The sequence below is a fragment of the Bacteroides sp. 3_1_13 genome, from assembly GCF_001185845.1.
Classification (GTDB): Bacteria; Bacteroidota; Bacteroidia; order Bacteroidales; family Bacteroidaceae; genus Bacteroides; species Bacteroides xylanisolvens.
This window is the reverse complement of record NZ_KQ236956.1, coordinates 2013626-2032226: the sequence shown is the minus strand read 5'-3', so window position 1 is coordinate 2032226 and position 18601 is coordinate 2013626. Positions and strand designations below refer to the sequence as shown.

Below are 18601 nucleotides of genomic sequence, written 5' to 3'. Positions count from 1 at the left end.
GGATGTAGTGAATTCACAGGATGGTGGTGTCCGTTATATGTAGCTGTAGGGACTGTAATTCCTTTAATTTTTGTGTACAAGAAGAGTTTTGAAATTAATAATAAATAATATGAATATGAAATATATTATTGTCGGAGCTGGTATATCAGGTTTGAGTATTGGGCAGGTTCTTAAGGAGTATGGACATGATGTGCAACTATTTGAGGCAGATTCGTGTCCAGGAGGGATGGTAAAATGTGATAGAGTGCATGGACATTTGTTTCATCGCACTGGAGGACATGTCTTTAACACAAAACGTCAGGATGTATTGGATTGGTTTTGGAGTCATTTTGACAAAAAAGACGAGTTTACTATGGCAGATCGAAATTCAGTTGTTTCAATGGCTGATAATACCATAATTGCTTATCCAATAGAGAATCATGCTTATCAACTTTCAGATGAGATGATGAAAAATTTTATTAATGATATTGTGTTAATGGCTACTAATAAGCCTGTAGAACCTACTAATTTTGAAGAATTTTTGCGAGCTCGTTTTGGTGAGACACTTTATCGTGAATATTTTCGACCATACAATGAAAAGATCTGGCGTCGTCCACTGACAAACGTTCCACTGTCGTGGTTGGTTGGTAAATTACCAATGCCTACACTTGAAGATATTATTTATAATAATTTTAAGCATATTGAGGAAAGGTCTTTTGTACATAGTTCGTTTTTTTATCCGAAAAAAGAGGGTTCGCAGTTTGTCGCTAACCGCCTTTCAGAAGGACTTGAAATACATTATAATGTAGATGTAAAATCTATTGAAAAAATAGAAAAAGGATGGTCTGTGAACGGAGAGATTTGTGATAGAGTTATTTTTACTGGCAATATGAAGTCAATACCTTTAATAGTTAAAGGAGTTGACTTATCGGCTTATATTGAAGGTATTGAAGCTCTTGAAGCCCATGGTACCACAACTGTACTTTGTGAGATTGAAGATAATCCATATAGCTGGATTTATATGCCAAGTCATATTCATGAGGCACACCGTATCATTTGTACAGGTAATTTTGCAGAGTCAAATCGTGCGAATGGAGTAATGTCGGCTACCATTGAGTTTACAGATGAGATTAGTAAGAATGATATTATTGATAATCTCTCTCGTATACCATATCATCCCAAATATATAGCACATAACTATGCTCCTTATACATATCCAATCCAAGCAAAAGATACACGTGAATTTGTCAATAGTGTGAAATGTGTTACTGAGCCAGAAGGTCTATTTCTTCTTGGACGTTTTGCTGAATGGGAGTATTATAATATGGATGTAGCAATGGGGGCAGCTCTAGATTTGTGTAATAATAAATTGAAGTAGTATGATAGCCGTAAATGTAAATGCTGGATTGGCAAATCAAATGTTTCATTATGCTTTTGGTCGGGGGCTGATGGCTAAGGGGTTAGATGTCTGTTTTGATCAAAGTAACTTTAAACCACGTTCTCAATGGGCATTTGAATTGGTTAGACTTCAAGATGCTTTTCCCTCGATAGATATAAAAGTAATGCCGGAGGGGCATTTTAAGTGGGTATTTCCTTCTTTACCGCGAAATGGCTTGGAGCGAAGATTTCAAGAGTTTATGAAGAAATGGCATAATTTTATCGGTGATGAAGTATACATTGACGAACCTATGTATGGATATGTACCTGACATGGAGAAATGTGCTACTAGAAATTGTATTTATAAGGGTTTTTGGCAAAGCGAAAAGTATTTTAGACATTGTGAGGATGATATACGTAAACAGTTTACTTTTTTGCCTTTTGATGAATTAAAAAATATTGAGGTTGCAGCAAAAATGTCGCAGGAAAATTCTGTAGCTATTCACTTACGTAAAGGTGATGATTATATGCAATCAGAATTGATGGGAAAAGGATTATGTACAGTCGATTATTATATGAAAGCAATTGATTATATGAGAAAGCATATAAATAACCCTCATTTTTATGTATTCACGGATAATCCTTGCTGGGTAAAAGATAATCTTCCTGAATTTGAATACATGTTAGTAGATTGGAATGAGGTATCAGGGAAACGTAATTTTCGAGATATGCAGTTGATGTCATGTGCTAAGCATAATATTATAGGAAATAGTACTTATAGTTGGTGGGCAGCATGGCTTAATGCAAATCAGGATAAGATTGTTGTTGGGCCCAAAAGATTTTTCAATCCAATCAATTCGTTTTTTTCAACTTGTGATATAATGTGTGAAGATTGGATTTCATTGTAAATAGGTGCTAGAATGTATTAAATAAATTTGATGCCATGGTTTGAACTTTCTGTTATTTTATCGTTTTTTATGTAAAAATATTTTAAGTGAAAACTGTTAAGGAAATCATTGGAAAAATAAGAAATATGAGTATGTTGTCGAAGATCGTATTTTCATTATGTAATATTTTTCAATATTTTTTTTTATTGCCAGGCAAAGTATGTGGTAGATTATTTAATTATGCTATCCATTGGCATTTCAAGGACATTAAAGGTCGTATATATCACGCGCGACAGCTTAAAGGGCTACAATATGTTAAAATAGATTATGGTACAATTCTTTCTCGTGGAATAGTGCTTACGGCATGGGATAAATATGCTGGATACGATTACACTCCTTCTATTCAGATTGGCAGTCATTGTAGAATTGGGGAGTATTGTCATATTACTGCTTGTCATAGTATTACAATAGGTAATAATGTGTTAACAGGTAGATATGTCTATATTTCTGATAATTCTCATGGTAAAAATATAGAGTCAGAATTAAATACTCCTCCATCGTTGCGACCACTTTATGCAAAAGGTCCTGTTGTGATCGGTAATAATGTTTGGATTGGTGAGAGTGCACGTATACTTTCAGGGGTGACTATTGGAGATGGGGCAATAATCGGAGCTAATGCTGTGGTAACTCATGATGTTCCAAGTGGAGCAGTAGTAGGGGGAGTACCAGCTAAAGTCATTAAAATGATGACATTGCTAGATTGAAAAGAATTTGCAATATAGGTAAAAATATTGCTAACTGTCAACAGCGAAGTTGAAAAAATGATGATAAAATTAATATATGAATAGAAAAGCGCAAGTTATTGCATTTTATTTACCTCAATTTCATCCATTTTCAGAAAATGACGAATGGTGGGGAAATGGTTTTACAGAATGGACAAATGTTGGTAAAGCTAAGCCTTTATTTAAAGGACATCGGCAACCGCGAGTTCCTGCTGATTTGGGCTATTATGATTTGAGATTATCAGTTGTACGAGAACAGCAGGTAAAACTTGCAAAAGAAGCTGGAATATTTGGGTTTTGTTATTGGCATTATTGGTTTGGAAATGGAAAGAGACTTATGCAAGATGTATTTGATGAAGTTCTTGAATCTGGTAAACCTGATTTTCCTTTTTGTTTAGCATGGGCTAATCATTCTTGGTATTCTAAAACATTTGATAAAGATTCCACAGGAGATAAATTATTAATGGAACAAACATATCCGGGAGAGGAGGATATTGAAATGCATTTTTCTTATTTAAATCGTGCTTTTAGGGATAAAAGATATATAAAGATAGATGGAATGCCTCTTTTAGTTGTTTATGATCCAGTGTCTTTACCACTGAAGTATATTGATATGTTTCAACAATTGGCTCGTGAGGCTGGGTGGTTGGATGGCATTTATATAGTAGCTAATATAGTAGGTGGCATTAATAAAAAAGAGATGTTTATTGAAAAAGGATATAATGCTGTGACTTTTCAGCGTTTAGCTAGTGTCATATTTGATGCTCAAAATAAAAGAGGAAAAATATTATATTATATACGTCAGAAAATAAGATCTTTGTTTTATCATTATCCTCAATTTGCTGTTGATTATAAAAAGTGCATTCCGTATTTGATAAATAAAAATATAGATGGGAGTGAAGATGTGATTCCATGCATTGTACCTAATTGGGATCATACTCCACGAAGTGGAATGAAAGGCAGTATGTTTTTAAATGAATCCCCTGAATTTTTTAGATTGCATGTTGAAGATGCCCTTAAGACAGTTCAATATAAAAGAAATAAATTAATCTTTTTGAAATCCTGGAATGAATGGGGAGAAGGTAATTATATGGAACCTGATCTTACATTTGGGAAGGGATATATTAACGCCTTACATGAGGCATTGAATAGTACATTAGGGAAATGAAAAAAGTGGCTTTTGTTTCTGAAATGGCATTATTGGAACCAAATCTAAGTATTGTGAAGCGTTTAAATACAACTTATGATTTGTATTATGTCACTGATTGTCGACAGGATATTCCTAATAAATTTGGTATAAAGAATATTAGACGAGGAATCAATAGGGCTATAGATTATGAAGAAATGACAAAGTTCTCTTCATTTTTTAATCTTCAAAAAACCTACTTGATTTATTCTTTGACTAATAAAAATTTTTTTAACGCAATAAAGAAAGCTTATGATGTGGTAAGAGTTGTGAGAAAAATATCACCTAGTGTTATATTAACTGATACAACGGCTCCCTATACTGTATTGTTGTTTTTGTTTTACTATCATAAAATAGTATTATTAGTTCATGATCCTTTTCCTCATTCTGGATATAAAAAAAAGTGGCTTATATTGTTTCGTTATCTTGCTTTTAAACTGATTCGTAATAAAGTTATTTTTAATACGAAGCAATATGAAGCTTTTATTAGAAATTATAAACTATCTCCTCAAGATGTATTTTGTTCCAATTTGAGTACATTTGAATTTATGAAAGTTTATAGACCGTGTAATAAGAAAAAAGATGGAAAGTTCAAGATTTTATTTTGGGGGATAATTTCTCAATATAAAGGTATAGAATATCTTTGTTCCGCATTTGAAGAAATAGTAAAACAAGGCTATCAAGATATAGAGTTAACGATAGCTGGATCAGGCGAGTTATATTTCGATATAGATCCTTATCTTAAGTATAGCAATTTTAAGTTTATACACAAATTTCTTACTAATGAGGAAATTGCTGATTATGTATTTAATACAGATATAGTCGTTTGTCCGTATGTCGATGCTACACAAAGTGGAGTGATTATGACTGCTTTTGCATATTGCAAACCTGTAATTGCGACTAATGTAGGAGGACTTTCTGAAGTTGTTGATGAGTATTCTGGAATTCTAATAGAGCCGCGAAGCGTAAAACAGCTTGTTGATTCAATTTTGCTTCTGTATAAAAAACCGTATATAATAAAACAAATGGAGAGATATTTGCGGGAAGATTATGCGGAAACGGAAAAAGGTTGGGAACATGGAAGTGCAATTATTGCTTCTGCAATAGAAAAGCAGTATGAAGAACAACTTTAATTTGGACATAGGCAAATTAATTCTTTATTTGGCCATATTTACTCCTTTCATGCCTAAGTTAAAACTGGGGGAAATTAATTTATATTTAGTTGAAATATTTTTATTGGTATTTTTTCCTTTATTGTTTCCTTTTATTAGACTTAAATTTCAGAGAATAGTTTTGGCTATGTGGGGAATAGTGTTAGTCTCAACTATTTATTCTTTTATTTATGTTATTGAAATATCGTCATTACTGAAAGTTATTAAAGGAATAATTTATATTCCTCTTGGATATTTGGCTTATGTTGAATATAAATGTAACCCTAGAATTTTGTGTAAGATTCTTTACTCATATTTTTTATGCTCTTTTTTAAGTCTATGTTTATTTTTGTTTCAGCTGTCAGAATCGGTTTCTATTTGGAGTGGCAATGGTTTCAATTCAGGTTTGAGTAATAAATGTTTTGATTTGAAATCAATGTCTCTTGTTTCGTCAGGTTTATCAGCCCACGGTGTCTTTGGAGATTATTCATGTCTTATATTTACATTTGCTTTAGTATTGTTCTTCTCCAAAAAAATTAAATTATCAATGCTTCTTACTACACTGATGTTTACTGTTATAAATTTGATGTCTTCTGTTAGTAGAGAAGCTTTAGTTTGTTTCATGTGTGTAATATGTGGTCTAGTAATTAAGACAATAAGAAAAAAGAAATATTTTGTAGGGTATATTGTAATTCTAATTATTTTAATTAGTGTGGTGAGTATTTATGGTGAATATATTCCTTTAGTAAATAAAATATTATATACTCAAGAGGCTATAAGTACAACAGGAAATGAAGGAAATATTGAACTTAGAATTGGCGCTTGGAAATTATTTTTTTCTTCTTTGATAGATAATCCTTTCTTTATTTTGACTGGATATGGATACAATTATTCTTTTTATGAAGATATTGTACGGTCGATAGCATTAAAAGTAAAATATCCTTTTATATTATTGCCAGAGAATTATTTTGTACAATTTTTATGGTATGGAGGAGTGTTTGCTAGCATTTATTCAATTCTTTTTTGGAAAGAGATATTTAAACTTTGTACAAATGTTTTTAGACCATGGAGTTTAATTTCTACAACTTACTTTTTAGGACTTTTGATAGGTAGTTTAATTTCTGGGTCTGCAATAACTTCGGATTTATTGTATTGTCAAGTATTAATTGTTTTGGGAATTATGGCTAGTGAAAAACAGAATAATAAAAACAATCAAATGAATTTAGAGTAATGAATATATTATTGATAACAGTTAGAGCAGATTTTGGAGGAGGTCCGCGTCATGTTCATCAATTGATTGAAGAGTTACCTTCTGATTTCAATATTTATGTAGCTTTCCCTCAGGGTAAGCCATATGGCAATTTGTGGCAGGAGCATCCTAAAATAAAGAAATGTATAAATATTCCATATAGGAAGTTCAGTATTAAATACTTATTCTTATTAAGACGCTTTATTATTGAAAACAATATTAGTATACTTCATTCTCATGGAAATGGTGCAGGTTTATATTCCCGAATTTTGAAAATAATTGTGCCGCAGATTAAAGTTGTTCATACTTTTCATGGGATTACGAATAATTATTCTTCATATTTTATATCCTGTATACATAAAATAATAGGACGTAGTTTAAGATATCTTACAAATAAATTTATTTTAGTGTCAAATGGCGAGTTTAAACTTGGGAAATCGATGCGTTTTTTGTTTACAGATAAATCAGTTATAATATATAATGCTATTGCTGATGAGGGACTTAAATTTAATAGATATGATAATAAACTTGTAATAATTTCATTATCTCGCTTTGATTTTGCAAAAAATATGGATATGGCATATAGAATAGCAAAAGCATTAAGAAATAATCATGAAATAGAATTTGTGTGGGTGGGAGATGGAGAAGACTTTGTGCGATTAAAACAAAAAAGTGTAGAAGAGCATGTTAATATAAATTTTATTGGATTCACAGAATACCCCATGTCTTATCTTAAGAACGCTGATTTGTATCTATCCACTTCTCGTTTTGAAGGTTTACCATATGCCCTAATTGAAGCTGCATCAGTAGGGCTTCCAATAGTCGCTACAGATGTGGTTGGTAATAATGAAGTTGTACTTCACGATTATAATGGGCTTGTGTTTAAAACAGAACAAGAAGCTGTAGATGCAATAAAAAAATTATCGATAAATGCTGATTTGTTGAATCGATATTCGATAAATTCTCGTGAACTTTATCTTAAAACTTTTACGATGGAAAAGATGATATCTTCTATTGTAGATACGTATGTACAGGTTTTAAATCAGTAAGTTATTGTTTAAAATTGAAATAAGATGAAGATTGCCATCATTCAAGAATGGTTAGTAACCGTTGGCGGTTCAGATAAAGTAGTCAAAGCTATTGCGGATGTATTTCCAGACGCAGATATTTACACCTTAGTTGCTAAAAAACAAGTTTGTGACGAATTAGGGATTGACTGGAATAAAGTCCATACATCATTCATTCAGAAGTTACCTTTAGGGGTAAAGAAGCATAGGATGTATTTGCCTATATTTCCGTTTGCAATAGAACAGTTTGATTTACGGGGATATGATGTGATTATATCATCTTCTCATGCTGTAGCCAAAGGAGTTCTAACCAAAGCGGATCAATTGCATATTTGTTATTGTCATTCTCCTATTCGCTATGTATGGGATATGTATCATGAATACTTGGAAGAATCAGGGTTGACAAAAGGCTTGAAAGGATATCTGGCTAAATATATGCTTCACCGTATTCGTAAATGGGATTTGATATCCAGCTTCCGGGTTGACTATTTTATAAGTAATTCAGATTATGTGGGACGTCGAATTCAGGAGACATATAGGCGGGATGCTGTAACAATTCACCCTAATATTGATATTTCTAACTTTGATTTGTGCGTAGAGAAAGAAGATTTCTATTTAACTAGTAGTCGTTTGGTGGGATATAAGAAAATAGATCTTATTGTCGAAGCTTTCAGTCGTATGCCTAATAAAAAGCTGGTTGTGATTGGTGGAGGTCCTAATTTGGAAAAGATACGTAAGATTGCCGGGCATAATGTAACTGTTATGGGATATCAGTCATTTGCCGTACTAAAAGAAAAGATGCAGAAAGCTAAAGCCTTTGTTTTTGCAGCAGATGAGGATTTTGGTATGATTCCGATTGAAGCGCAATCATGTGGGACTCCTGTTATTGCTTATGGCAGGGGAGGTTCTTTGGAAACAGTAAAAGAAGGAGTAACAGGTCTTTTCTTTTATGAACAAACTGTAGAATCGATTATTGGTGCAGTAGAAAGATTTGAAAAACTAGAAAGATCGTTTGATCCTAAAATAATACGTGACCATGCGGAGACTTTTTCGGAAGAACGTTTTAAGAAGGAAATAAAGGAGTTTGTAGAGTTAAAATATAATGAATTTAATCATCTAGTGAAATGAGTTATTTTATATTTGGCGGTTCCGGTTTTATCGGTACGCACCTTATTGCTCTAATTGATAATTTATATCCGGGTACAAAAATATACAATCTGGATATTGTGGAGAATAACCATGAAGGTAAATCTACATATATCAATTGTGATGTTCGTTCTGAAATAAATATTGATATTCCCGTTACTTCCGAAGACGTCATCTTTAACTTTGCAGCCGTTCATCGTACCCCGGGACATCCGGACCAGGCTTATTTTGAGACGAATATTCGTGGTGCGGAGAATGTATGTGCTTTTGCCGAGAAGTTCGGGATAAAGAAAATTGTTTTTACTAGTTCCATAGCCCCTTATGGCGCAGCTGAAGATTTGAAAACAGAAGAGACGCTTCCCACACCGAACACACCTTATGGAATTTCTAAGTTAGTGGCTGAAAAAATACATACGATTTGGCAGGCAAAAAAGCTGAACGAACGACAACTTACTATTGTTCGTCCGGGTGTGGTATTCGGTAAAGGAGAAAATGGAAACTTTACCCGTTTGTATTGGGGGATCCGTGGTGGTAAGTTCTTCTATCCGGGCCGTAAAGATACGATTAAAGCTTGCATTTATGTGAAAGAATTGGTTCGCTTTATGCTTTACCGGTTGGAGAATCATAGTGAAGGAGTAGAGTTATATAACTGTACATTTGAATCGGCTTTTACTATCGAGCAAATAGTAGAAACGATGAAAAAGGCTACGGGACTACAACGTACCATTGTCAAGGTGCCGGGAAGTCTTCTAATGACAGTTGCAAGTATTGTCGGTCCGTTAGGGGGAAAAGCTTTAGGTATTTGTCCTGCTCGTGTGAAGAAGTTAATGATCTCTACTAATATATGCGGAAAGAAACTGGCTGATTCGGGGTATAAGTTTCATTATACATTTGAAGAAGCTATTAAGGATTGGTATAGAGATAATGATGGTCAGTGTTTGAGATGATTTTTCTTAAACAATTTGGGTATATATAATAAATGTTGAAAATGTTGAGATGTAATAAACACGTGAGTGTTTCGTATGTGAGATGAAGAAAAATGTAGGTCCCTAGCTTCATGCTGTTTACAGCATGATTCTCCTACATTGTGGATTAGAAATAGCGCGACGGCGCATTTCTAATCTACGCCCTGACATCGGAGGTTAAAGCCGATGTGAATTTCCCACTATATCAACTGTCTGTGAAGATCGTTGATATTTCCTAATTTTACGTATAGTGATGTATTTAGACACACAAATATAAAGAAAAAACATTGGGAGATTTGTATCGAAATATCCCAATGTTTGATTTCAATCATTGAGATGTTTTTTTCAAATCTTCCGATGTTTTTCCGACTCTCCAAAAGGACAAAAGGACAAAAAGGACATATATGACTGTTTTTATTCATCTTAGTATAAGAATCATGAGGTATATTGCTGATCTTTATTATGTTAAATGATTTTGTAGACGTGTTACCTTACGAATGTTGAAATCGTGTTTTGCGCCAACCTGAATCGTTTTGTCTGTCATGAAATGCTTGGTCAACTCTTGAACGAAATTACGTATATTGTCAGGATTATTTAGTGAAAGGACCGTGCTTGGAAAGAAGAGCGATATCTTGTTCGCGTTTGCTTTCGCCTTCAATAATACAATCATTCGACAATACGGTAAGATTATTGTACGAATTCGGGGGAATAAAGGAGCTCCTTTCTGGAATTCCTCTCCCAACTAATAGGCTTCGTCGTTGGCATTGGAATTTTTATAGTACCATAGGGGATTTTTGTCCTTATGTCCTTTTGTCCTTTTGAAAGGAGGGCGCGTTGGTGGGGGAAAGAAGAGGTGTGTGAGATTTGTAACTTGCTTGTATCCAGTAGATAAACTCTCGTTGCTTTTTTAGAAACGAAAATTTGTATGCTCGAAAAAATGCAGGAAGCTCACGTAATATGCTTTTTTGTGAATAGTGTCAGTGACAGTTGATTTTAGCAGTGGATCGCTAATTGTTTCCCTATGTGGACAATATTTGATAAAGTAATAAAAACTGAAATATTATAAATTATTAATCATAGAATGACATGGCAAAAGAAAAACAGAAACCATACGAGTTTTTAAGCAATTTGGTATTGGCTTTAATGGGAACGGATCGTATTTTCAGTAACAGTTTCTTTTCCAGCGAATTTGCTATTTCTCCCAATACACTGAGTGAGATAAGACGGGGAGAGGATATGTGCATTTATCAGTATGTACGGGTGATACGGTGTATGATGAAGTATCTTCATTTAATTGTTCGAATGGATATGTTGCTAAAGGAATTAAGAACCGTATTAGCTTCCAATTGTGATTTGGTGGTTGCTACGATTCCGCACCGTTTTCACGGAACTTACCAACCGAAAGAGTGGGTGGTAGTAATGCATTGGGATGGTATAAAATAAATGTTGAAATGAAGAAATATGTAGGTCCCTAGATTCATGATAAACTCATGAAATCCCTACATTTTGCAGGTTAGAAATCGTACAGCGGTATATTTTTAACTTGACCCTCGTATCGGTGTAAAAACTGATATGTATCTATATGTGAAATATACCAACTGTCTGTGAAGATCGTTGGTATAAACTATAGATGGCTGCATACTTGAAAAGAGATACAGTCATTTTTTATAGTGTACTTTATCTGATGCTTACAATCGAATGACTACATTCACGCGCTCCAAAGGGGTAATGGATGGTGGTAGTATGAAATACTATGACCGTAAAGTTTCAGCGAAAGTAAGACAAAGCTCAAATGGACTTGTTGCTGGGTAATAAAAAGCCGGATGGTTAGTCCGGCTTTTTATATTGTATAACCTTCACAATAGGTCTCTGGATAAATAATTCTAAATCTATTCTTGCCCAATATCTCTTTATTTATTACGCATATCTGAATAGGTGGAATTAACTCCAAATAAGCAGGATTTTTCTTTATAAAGCGCAACTTCTGAGAGTTAAAATATTCATCGCCGCTAGTTGAATTTATAGGATTTGCCCGAATAGCTTTGTAATGAAAATCTGTCATTTTTTTCATATGCTCAATAATAAAGGGAACTGTAATAGGCCCTTTGGTGTTGTATGTTTGTTTTAAAACATCAGCATATTCTTTAAATTCAATAAGGTGTTGAGTATTTCCTACTAAATCTAAAATATATTCAGAATTATCTTCTATAAATGTTTGACAGATTATATAATTTCCACTATGTACCTGTTTGCCCCACCAATGTGCTAAGTCCAAGAAAGTATCCCAGAAATAATATCCTTTTCCCAGCCAAGGGTTATTTGTACAAATAAAAGGTCCCTGACTTTCAACTTCGTCAGGATTATTTCTATCTTCTAACGTTTGAAATATCTTTTTTACTCCCATTAGAATAAAGTCTTACTTAGTTGTTGTATTCTCTCTAAGTATGTCTTGCAATGAAGAGAGGTTCAGCGTAGGTAGTAAAATAGGTTTTATGTTAGCCTGCAATGTTAAAGTACTCACAAAAGCCCTAACATAAGGGAATAATATTGCAATGCTGTTGGGATAAAAGAAATTTGGTATTTCTGCTAATGAAATATTTTCTTTGAATTTAAAAGATGCAACACAATTAACAAGAATTTTGGGATTAGATTGCTCCTCGCCTTTCTCCCATGCCTTAAATATAAAATCCAAGTTATAAAGACCTTCTGATTGAACATATTCGCCTTTAGGAGTAAACTCTAAATCAAATGATGCATTGGATGGTATGTTGTCTAAATTTAATGATACATGATTGAATTTATATCCAATTAAAGAAAAAACTGCTTTGTCCATTTTTATATAATAGTTAATGTAATTAAAGTTAAGCTGCTAGATAAAAAAAATCCAGAGTAAACTCTGGATTTCCAAATTTATTTGAAATTGCTATCTCTGGTACGGAATCGCATATCTGGATTGTTTCTAGAGATTGCTCAATAAAACTTGTAACCTCAGGACCAACTTCATTAAACTCTTTCAATTCTTCCCAATCTTTAACCAATTGTTCTTTAGAAGCTTTAGATAAATAAGCTAAGAGTTCATCTACTAATTTTCCCATAAATTGTTTCCTCCTTTTAATAATAGAGGGGGTACTCTATATAATTAATACTATTCTATTAGTGATTGATGATGCAAATATAGTGATAACTTTATAATCAACAACATCAAACAACAGTAAAATCATTATCAATAGCTCTAATTTAACCTTTAAGAGCATTCTTATCACTATTATTAAGATGATTTCTAGCTATATCTACATCTTTATTGGTATCAACATCTACAAGAAGAACTTTGTTTATTCCTCCATCTTAAATTTAGTACTCTATTTAATTAACTCGGCTTCTAATAAATAGCTATTAGGCTTTAGCTTCATTTGATAATATTTTATATTTCGACCTTTCAAGGCATGATGCCATAGCCAAGGCAGAAAGACGGTGTTGGAAGTATACATGGGTTTTAGATATGGATATATCCAAGTTCTTTGATACAATCGACCATGGCTTACTAATGAGAGCGGTGGAGAAGCATATCAAGATAAAATGGATACTTCTCTATATAAAACGCTGGTTGACCGTCTCTTATCAGAGAAGTGATGAACAGATTGTAAAGAGACACATGGGAGTACCACAGGGTTCAGTCATATGTCCAATTTTAGCAAACCTGTTCTTGCACTATACCTTTGATAAATGGATGTCTTATAAAAATATCCTCACATATCTTTTGAGAGATATGCTGATGATTGTGTTTGTCATAGTAGTACATTGGCTCAAGCCGAATACATAAAGGAAAGTCTTGGAGAACGTTTTGCTGAATGTAAATTGAGACTTAATGAGGAAAAGATGAAAATAGTCTTCTGCAAAATGAGCAGTCGTTCATCAGAGCACTATCATTGTACTTCTTTTGATTATTTAGGCTTTACTTTCAGACCAAGAGCGGCAAAAGATAAACGCAACAATGTCTTATTCACAAGTTATTTGCCTGCTATAAGCAAGAAATCGGTAAGTAGCATACATGAAACAATAAAATCCTGGAATCTCAAACGTCTCCATAATCGAAGCCTACGATTTGTGGCATCATATATCAATGATGTCGTAAGAGGATGGATAAATTATTATTGCCTATTGGGCAAAGACAAAATATAAAAGACTTCGTCATCGTGGTGTCATATCTGCTCATTATTGGTTAGCCGGCATCTCTCAGAAAGACCCCAATCTGTTTTATCATTGGCAAGTAGGATATGTACCCGTTGCTGGCGATGTGCAAAGCGCATAAAGTAAATTCGCGCACTTATCCGAATGACGTTATAGCAAGAATGCCATATATGCAGAAGGCAAATTATGAGGAACTGCTACAAATGTTGCCACACAAATGGAAAGAAATAAAGAATGATGGAGATACAACTATAGATGGCTGCATAAACTCATCTTTCTTAGATTAAGTTCGTATATAATGGTGTTAATTCCCTGAATTCTTTTTACCTTTGGCAAATATTAATGACTAACAACGGTTATATAAATATAATGAGATACTTAGACCCCAAAGCAGGTTTGACGTTCAAGCGCGTCTTCGGCGAGCATCCCGATTTGGTGATGGGTTCTATCATTATTACCGTTTGGTTCATACGAACATACCGAAAAGGTGATAGAAGGTATGCAGAAAGGTCTGGAAGAAGGCATAAAAGAAGTTGCTCGCTGTTTGAAAATGGCAGGTATACCTACTGCCATTATAATGGAAAGCACAGACCTGTCGGAAATTGAGATCTGATAAAGATGCTGGATAAGTTTGGAGTAGAACCTTCCGAAATCGGGAAGAAAAAGGCCGCTGTAGAGGATTTTGATGCACCAACAGAAAGGATGACAAGCATTATCCCGTTGTTATATCAAAGTGGTTATATTACGATAAAGGACTATGATGAGGAATTGGACTTATATACATTGGATATCCCCAATAAGGAAGTAAGAATAGGCTTAATGAAAAGTCTTCTTCCATATTATGTTGCTAGTAAAGCACCGGAAACCAATACTATGGTGGCGTATCTTTCTCGAGATATCCGTAATGGGGATATAGATGCTGCATTGCGTCGTTTGCAAATGTTCTTGTCCACCATACCTCAGTGCGATAATACGAAATATGAGGGACATTAGAAGTTGGATAAAGGAGCGGATCGGGCGATGGAACAGATTAATTTGAAAAATTATCCTGAGCGTTTTGCTTTGTGTGGACTCCCGATTATAAAGATAGCTGTCAGTTTTGATAGTGAACGATGCACAATTGGGGAATGGAAGATGGAAGGATGATTCTGTTTTTTAGGATGGTTAAAGAATACAAAAAAAGAGCAAACTCATAATATTCCTAAATCTTTCCGGAATCTGTATCGTTATTTGTAGCATAGAATAAAGTATAGTATTAACGCTAAAAGAATAACGATTATGAAGAAATTTCTATCTCTACTTGTACTGGCTCTGGTAGCCGTGCAGTTTTCATTCGCAAAAGATGTGATAACTAAAGACATGAATCAGTTGCCGCTTCCGGCACGTAATTTTATCAATAGTAATTTTACAAAACCACAGGTTGCCCATATCAAAATTGATAAGGATATGATGGAGTCTACCAAGTATGAAGTGTTATTGATGGATGGTACGGAAATTGATTTTGACAGTAAGGGAAACTGGGAAGAGGTAAGTGCTAAGAAAGGGCAGACTGTTCCTGTTAGTATTGTTCCGGGATTCGCTGTCAACTACCTGAAAGCACATAATTTTGTGAATGAAGGAGTGACGAAAGTGGAACGTGACCGCAAAGGGTATGAGATTGAATTGTCTACCGGGCTTTCTTTCAAATTTGATAAGAAAGGAAAATTTATCAAGGCTGATGATTAACAAGTTGCAGTAAATAGACCTAAACAAGAAGATAACTATGTGGAGATTTAAGTTTAGCGCATGGGCAGTAGTGTTGCTTATGACTGCCCTTTCTTTCGGCGCATGTGATAATGACGATGATGATACTTTTGTTCCGCCCAGTAATATTACGGAGGCCTTGAAACAGGTATATCCGGCTGCCCAGAATATAGAATGGGAGATGAAAGGTGCTTATTATGTAGCTGACTGTTGGGTGAGCAATGATGAATTGGAAGTCTGGTTTGATGCTAATGCCAACTGGGTGATGACAGAAAATGAACTGAACAGTATTGATCAGTTGGTGCCGGCTGTTTATACGGCTTTTATAGATTCTAAATATAACGCGTGGGTAGTGACAGATGTATATGTGTTGACATTTCCACAGAATCCGATGGAATCTGTGATTCAGGTGAAACAAGGTAGCCAGCGCTACTCGCTTTATTTCACGCAGGATGGTGGATTGATACATGAAAAAGATATCAGTAACGGAGACGATACGAATTGGCCGCCAACTGAATAACTTTTAATCATAAAAATGACAACGGACCATTTCTATAAAAGGAGTGGTCCGTTGCTTTTTATAATTACATTTGTTTGTAATCCTTGGCCAATCCTCCTTCACTTGTTTCTTTATAGAGTGACGGTAGGTCATGTCCGGTCTGTTTCATCACTTGCACTACTTTGTCGAAAGAGACACGGTGCATGCCATCGGTAAAAGCTGAATAAAGATTAGCATCCAGCGCACGTGCGGCGGCGTATGCATTTCGTTCGATGCAGGGAATTTGTACCAATCCGCATACCGGGTCGCAAGTCATTCCCAAATGGTGTTCCAAGCCCATTTCTGCTGCATACTCAATTTGTGCAGGGCTGCCCCCGAACAATTGATTGGCGGCAGCCGAAGCCATTGCGCAGGCAACACCTACTTCTCCCTGACAACCTACTTCTGCTCCGGAAATGGATGCGTTGAATTTGACGATGTTGCCAAATAGGCCGGCAGTGGCTAACGCACGTAAAATGCGCATATCGCTAAAGTCACGGCTTTTTTGAAGATGATAAAGTACGGCAGGCATAACTCCGCAAGAACCACAAGTCGGAGCGGTTACTATTTTACCGCCGGAAGCATTTTCTTCACTTACTGCCAAAGCATAAGAGAAGACGAGCCCTCTGGATTGCAGGGATTGTTTGTATCCGGTAGCACGTATGTAATAAGTGGAGGCTTTCCGCCGGAGATTTAGTGGTCCGGGTAGTACGCCCTCTGCTTCGAGTCCACGGTGAATGGCATCTTTCATGGTAGCCCATACTTCAGTCAGGTAGTCCCATATATCTTCTTCCTCACATTCCTTTACGTATTCCCAATAACTTTTTCCGGTATCTTCACACCATTGGAGTATTTCAGTCATGTTTTCCATACCATATACATCGGGGCTTTCGATGGTTGGATTGTCATTGTTTTCTGCCAGTGCACCACCACCGATGCTATAAACAGTCCAATTCTCCTGCACTTTATCGTTGTTATCCAGAGCTGCAAATGTCATTCCGTTCGGATGGAACGGTAGAAAGACTTTGGGCTGCCACACAATTTCTACCGGGGCAGTGGGTTGCAAAGTGTCTATAATGGCTACATCCGTCATGTGTCCTTTGCCTGTAGCAGCTAAACTGCCGTAAAGGGTTACTTTAAAAGATGCAGCATCCGGATGACGTTCCAGAAACATTTCGGCAGCTTTACGCGGTCCCATAGTGTGGCTACTGGAAGGTCCTGTGCCTATTCTATATAGCTCTTTTATCGATTTCATGACTGATGATGTGTTTTTGTTAATACCATTTCTTTTTTCTGAAGTACAAATATACAATAATACCGATAATTGCCATTACAATCCAGGCAAATAAATACCCGTATTGCCATTCGAGCTCGGGCATCCATTTGTAATTCATTCCCCATACTCCGACCAGAAATGTCAAAGGGATAAAGATGGTGGATACGATGGTTAACCTCTTCATGATGTCGTTCATACGTAAATCATTGTTGGAGATGTACAGATCGACTAATGAGGAAAGAGTTTCCCGGCAGATCTCAATGGTCTGTAATACAAATTGCAAGTGGTCGTTTACATCATTGAAAAAGGCACGGTTCACTTTGTGAATGAGCAGGTTTTCTGCCCGTAGTAACTTGATATATTGTTCTTTTAGTGGAAGGATGGATTTTTTCATCAGCATATATTGGCGTCGTAATGCCTGAATCTGAATTCCGATGTCATCACCGCTGGTGATGGTGAGCAGTTCTTCTTCCAAATCTTCGAGTGCGTCATCAATGGAAGAGATTGTTGAAATATAGTTTCCCATGATGCTGTTGAGCAGCACGCTAAGTAGATAATCAGTCTGGCGGCTGCGTATCTTCAGGACATCATTGCGCAGAGCGGAACTGACATCATCGAAGAAGTCGGTTTCTTTTTCGAGGAAAGTAAGTACGTAGTTATTACCTAGAATAAGACAAACTTGCTGTTGGAGCAACTCGTCCAGTTCGTCTTCTTCTTTATGTTCGTTGGGGTAGAATATTTTTAAGATCAGGACGATGTATTTGTCATGCTCTTCTATCTTGGTAGGATGATCCGCATTCAGTATATCTTGCAGGACTAGGAAGTCTATTTCAAAATGACTGCAAATTTCACGGATAGTCTCCGTATCTTTCATTCCGTGTATTTGTAGCCAATTGATCCGATCGCTGTTCAGTGTTCCCTTGATGGCTTGAAAGGTGTCGTTGGCGCTTTCCTGCATCTCGGTAGCATTGTAAGTACAAAGATGTAAGTGGGTAGGAGTAAGACTGTCTCCTGTGTAAATAAGCTTTTCGCTTAACAGATTATTCTTCATGCTTTATTCTCGTTTT

22 protein-coding genes are annotated in these 18601 nt (G+C 35.4%); 17 read left to right on the top strand and 5 right to left on the bottom strand.

Going from position 1 to position 18601, the window contains the following annotated elements; translation table 11 throughout:
• The first annotated feature begins 115 nt into the window (after positions 1-115).
• The 10 genes from HMPREF9009_RS20715 to HMPREF9009_RS20665 all read left to right on the top strand — a co-directional run bounded on the left by HMPREF9009_RS20715 (position 116) and on the right by HMPREF9009_RS20665 (position 11232).
• Positions 116-1357: a protoporphyrinogen/coproporphyrinogen oxidase gene (locus HMPREF9009_RS20715; RefSeq protein ID WP_008643081.1), complete on the top strand. Its 1242-nt coding sequence runs from the start codon at positions 116-118 to the stop codon at positions 1355-1357.
• A 1-nt stretch (position 1358) separates the two neighbouring features.
• Positions 1359-2264, top strand: a complete 906-nt coding sequence (locus HMPREF9009_RS20710; protein WP_008643083.1) for an alpha-1,2-fucosyltransferase — start codon at positions 1359-1361, stop codon at positions 2262-2264.
• An 86-nt stretch (positions 2265-2350) separates the two neighbouring features.
• On the top strand, positions 2351-3007 hold the full coding sequence (locus tag HMPREF9009_RS20705) for an acyltransferase (protein ID WP_270828079.1): 657 nt from the start codon (positions 2351-2353) through the stop codon (positions 3005-3007).
• Between the two features lie 76 nt (positions 3008-3083).
• Entirely contained in the window at positions 3084-4193 is a 1110-nt protein-coding gene (locus HMPREF9009_RS20700) for a glycosyltransferase WbsX family protein (RefSeq protein WP_008021498.1), read from the top strand.
• On the top strand, positions 4190-5344 hold the full coding sequence (locus HMPREF9009_RS20695; protein ID WP_008021500.1) for a glycosyltransferase family 4 protein: 1155 nt from the start codon (positions 4190-4192) through the stop codon (positions 5342-5344). The genes HMPREF9009_RS20700 and HMPREF9009_RS20695 overlap by 4 nt, the downstream gene beginning before the upstream one ends.
• On the top strand, positions 5328-6593 hold the full coding sequence (locus HMPREF9009_RS20690) for an O-antigen ligase family protein (protein WP_008021503.1): 1266 nt from the start codon (positions 5328-5330) through the stop codon (positions 6591-6593). Before HMPREF9009_RS20695 ends, HMPREF9009_RS20690 begins: the two co-directional genes overlap by 17 nt.
• Positions 6593-7660: a glycosyltransferase family 4 protein gene (locus HMPREF9009_RS20685; RefSeq protein WP_008643085.1), complete on the top strand. Its 1068-nt coding sequence runs from the start codon at positions 6593-6595 to the stop codon at positions 7658-7660. Before HMPREF9009_RS20690 ends, HMPREF9009_RS20685 begins: the two co-directional genes overlap by 1 nt.
• Before the next feature lie 24 nt (positions 7661-7684).
• Entirely contained in the window at positions 7685-8806 is a 1122-nt protein-coding gene (locus tag HMPREF9009_RS20680; RefSeq protein WP_008021507.1) for a glycosyltransferase family 4 protein, read from the top strand.
• A complete protein-coding gene (locus HMPREF9009_RS20675) occupies positions 8803-9771 on the top strand; it encodes an NAD-dependent epimerase/dehydratase family protein (RefSeq protein ID WP_008643087.1) in 969 nt (322 codons plus the stop codon). Before HMPREF9009_RS20680 ends, HMPREF9009_RS20675 begins: the two co-directional genes overlap by 4 nt.
• Positions 9772-10875: 1104 nt before the next feature.
• Positions 10876-11232 carry a hypothetical protein gene (locus HMPREF9009_RS20665; protein ID WP_008643089.1) on the top strand — a complete coding sequence of 119 codons (357 nt, stop codon included), beginning with the start codon at positions 10876-10878 and terminating at the stop codon, positions 11230-11232.
• 397 nt (positions 11233-11629) lie between these two features.
• Here HMPREF9009_RS20665 and HMPREF9009_RS20660 read toward each other — a convergent pair whose 3' ends face one another.
• Genes HMPREF9009_RS20660 through HMPREF9009_RS20650 form a run of 3 tightly spaced genes read right to left on the bottom strand, consistent with a single transcriptional unit; the run spans position 11630 to position 12884 of the window.
• Positions 11630-12193, bottom strand: coding sequence for a hypothetical protein (locus tag HMPREF9009_RS20660; RefSeq protein ID WP_008643090.1), 564 nt, complete (start codon positions 12191-12193; stop codon positions 11630-11632).
• A 12-nt stretch (positions 12194-12205) separates the two neighbouring features.
• Positions 12206-12622: a protein-export chaperone SecB gene (locus HMPREF9009_RS20655; RefSeq protein WP_008643092.1), complete on the bottom strand. Its 417-nt coding sequence runs from the start codon at positions 12620-12622 to the stop codon at positions 12206-12208.
• A gap of 28 nt (positions 12623-12650) precedes the next feature.
• Positions 12651-12884, bottom strand: a complete 234-nt coding sequence (locus HMPREF9009_RS20650) for a hypothetical protein (protein ID WP_008643094.1) — start codon at positions 12882-12884, stop codon at positions 12651-12653.
• A gap of 323 nt (positions 12885-13207) precedes the next feature.
• On the opposite strand from HMPREF9009_RS20650, the gene HMPREF9009_RS20645 reads away from it, so the two are divergent.
• The 7 genes from HMPREF9009_RS20645 to HMPREF9009_RS20625 all read left to right on the top strand — a co-directional run bounded on the left by HMPREF9009_RS20645 (position 13208) and on the right by HMPREF9009_RS20625 (position 16240).
• Positions 13208-13609 (top strand): reverse transcriptase domain-containing protein, encoded by a 402-nt coding sequence (locus HMPREF9009_RS20645; RefSeq protein WP_083444226.1) that lies wholly within the window; start codon positions 13208-13210, stop codon positions 13607-13609.
• The gene (locus HMPREF9009_RS26440) at positions 13588-13968 is read left to right on the top strand and encodes a group II intron maturase-specific domain-containing protein (protein WP_083444225.1); all 381 of its coding nucleotides are present in this window, start codon (positions 13588-13590) and stop codon (positions 13966-13968) included. The genes HMPREF9009_RS20645 and HMPREF9009_RS26440 overlap by 22 nt, the downstream gene beginning before the upstream one ends.
• 496 nt (positions 13969-14464) lie before the next feature.
• Entirely contained in the window at positions 14465-14590 is a 126-nt protein-coding gene (locus HMPREF9009_RS26335) for a hypothetical protein (protein WP_255353106.1), read from the top strand.
• Positions 14591-14595: 5 nt separating this feature from the next.
• The gene (locus HMPREF9009_RS20635; protein ID WP_008643102.1) at positions 14596-14970 is read left to right on the top strand and encodes a hypothetical protein; all 375 of its coding nucleotides are present in this window, start codon (positions 14596-14598) and stop codon (positions 14968-14970) included.
• A 3-nt stretch (positions 14971-14973) separates the two neighbouring features.
• On the top strand, positions 14974-15123 hold the full coding sequence (locus tag HMPREF9009_RS26270; RefSeq protein WP_227250251.1) for a PD-(D/E)XK nuclease domain-containing protein: 150 nt from the start codon (positions 14974-14976) through the stop codon (positions 15121-15123).
• A gap of 132 nt (positions 15124-15255) precedes the next feature.
• Positions 15256-15702 carry a PepSY-like domain-containing protein gene (locus tag HMPREF9009_RS20630; protein ID WP_004315194.1) on the top strand — a complete coding sequence of 149 codons (447 nt, stop codon included), beginning with the start codon at positions 15256-15258 and terminating at the stop codon, positions 15700-15702.
• Between the two features lie 37 nt (positions 15703-15739).
• Positions 15740-16240, top strand: coding sequence for a PepSY-like domain-containing protein (locus HMPREF9009_RS20625; RefSeq protein ID WP_004315193.1), 501 nt, complete (start codon positions 15740-15742; stop codon positions 16238-16240).
• 64 nt (positions 16241-16304) lie between these two features.
• On the opposite strand, the gene HMPREF9009_RS20620 is transcribed toward HMPREF9009_RS20625, so the two are convergent.
• Complete coding sequence (locus HMPREF9009_RS20620) at positions 16305-17513, bottom strand: L-serine ammonia-lyase (protein WP_008643104.1); 1209 nt, start codon at positions 17511-17513, stop codon at positions 16305-16307.
• A 19-nt stretch (positions 17514-17532) separates the two neighbouring features.
• Positions 17533-18585: a magnesium/cobalt transporter CorA gene (corA, locus tag HMPREF9009_RS20615; protein ID WP_004315191.1), complete on the bottom strand. Its 1053-nt coding sequence runs from the start codon at positions 18583-18585 to the stop codon at positions 17533-17535.
• Between the last annotated feature and the right edge of the window lie 16 nt (positions 18586-18601).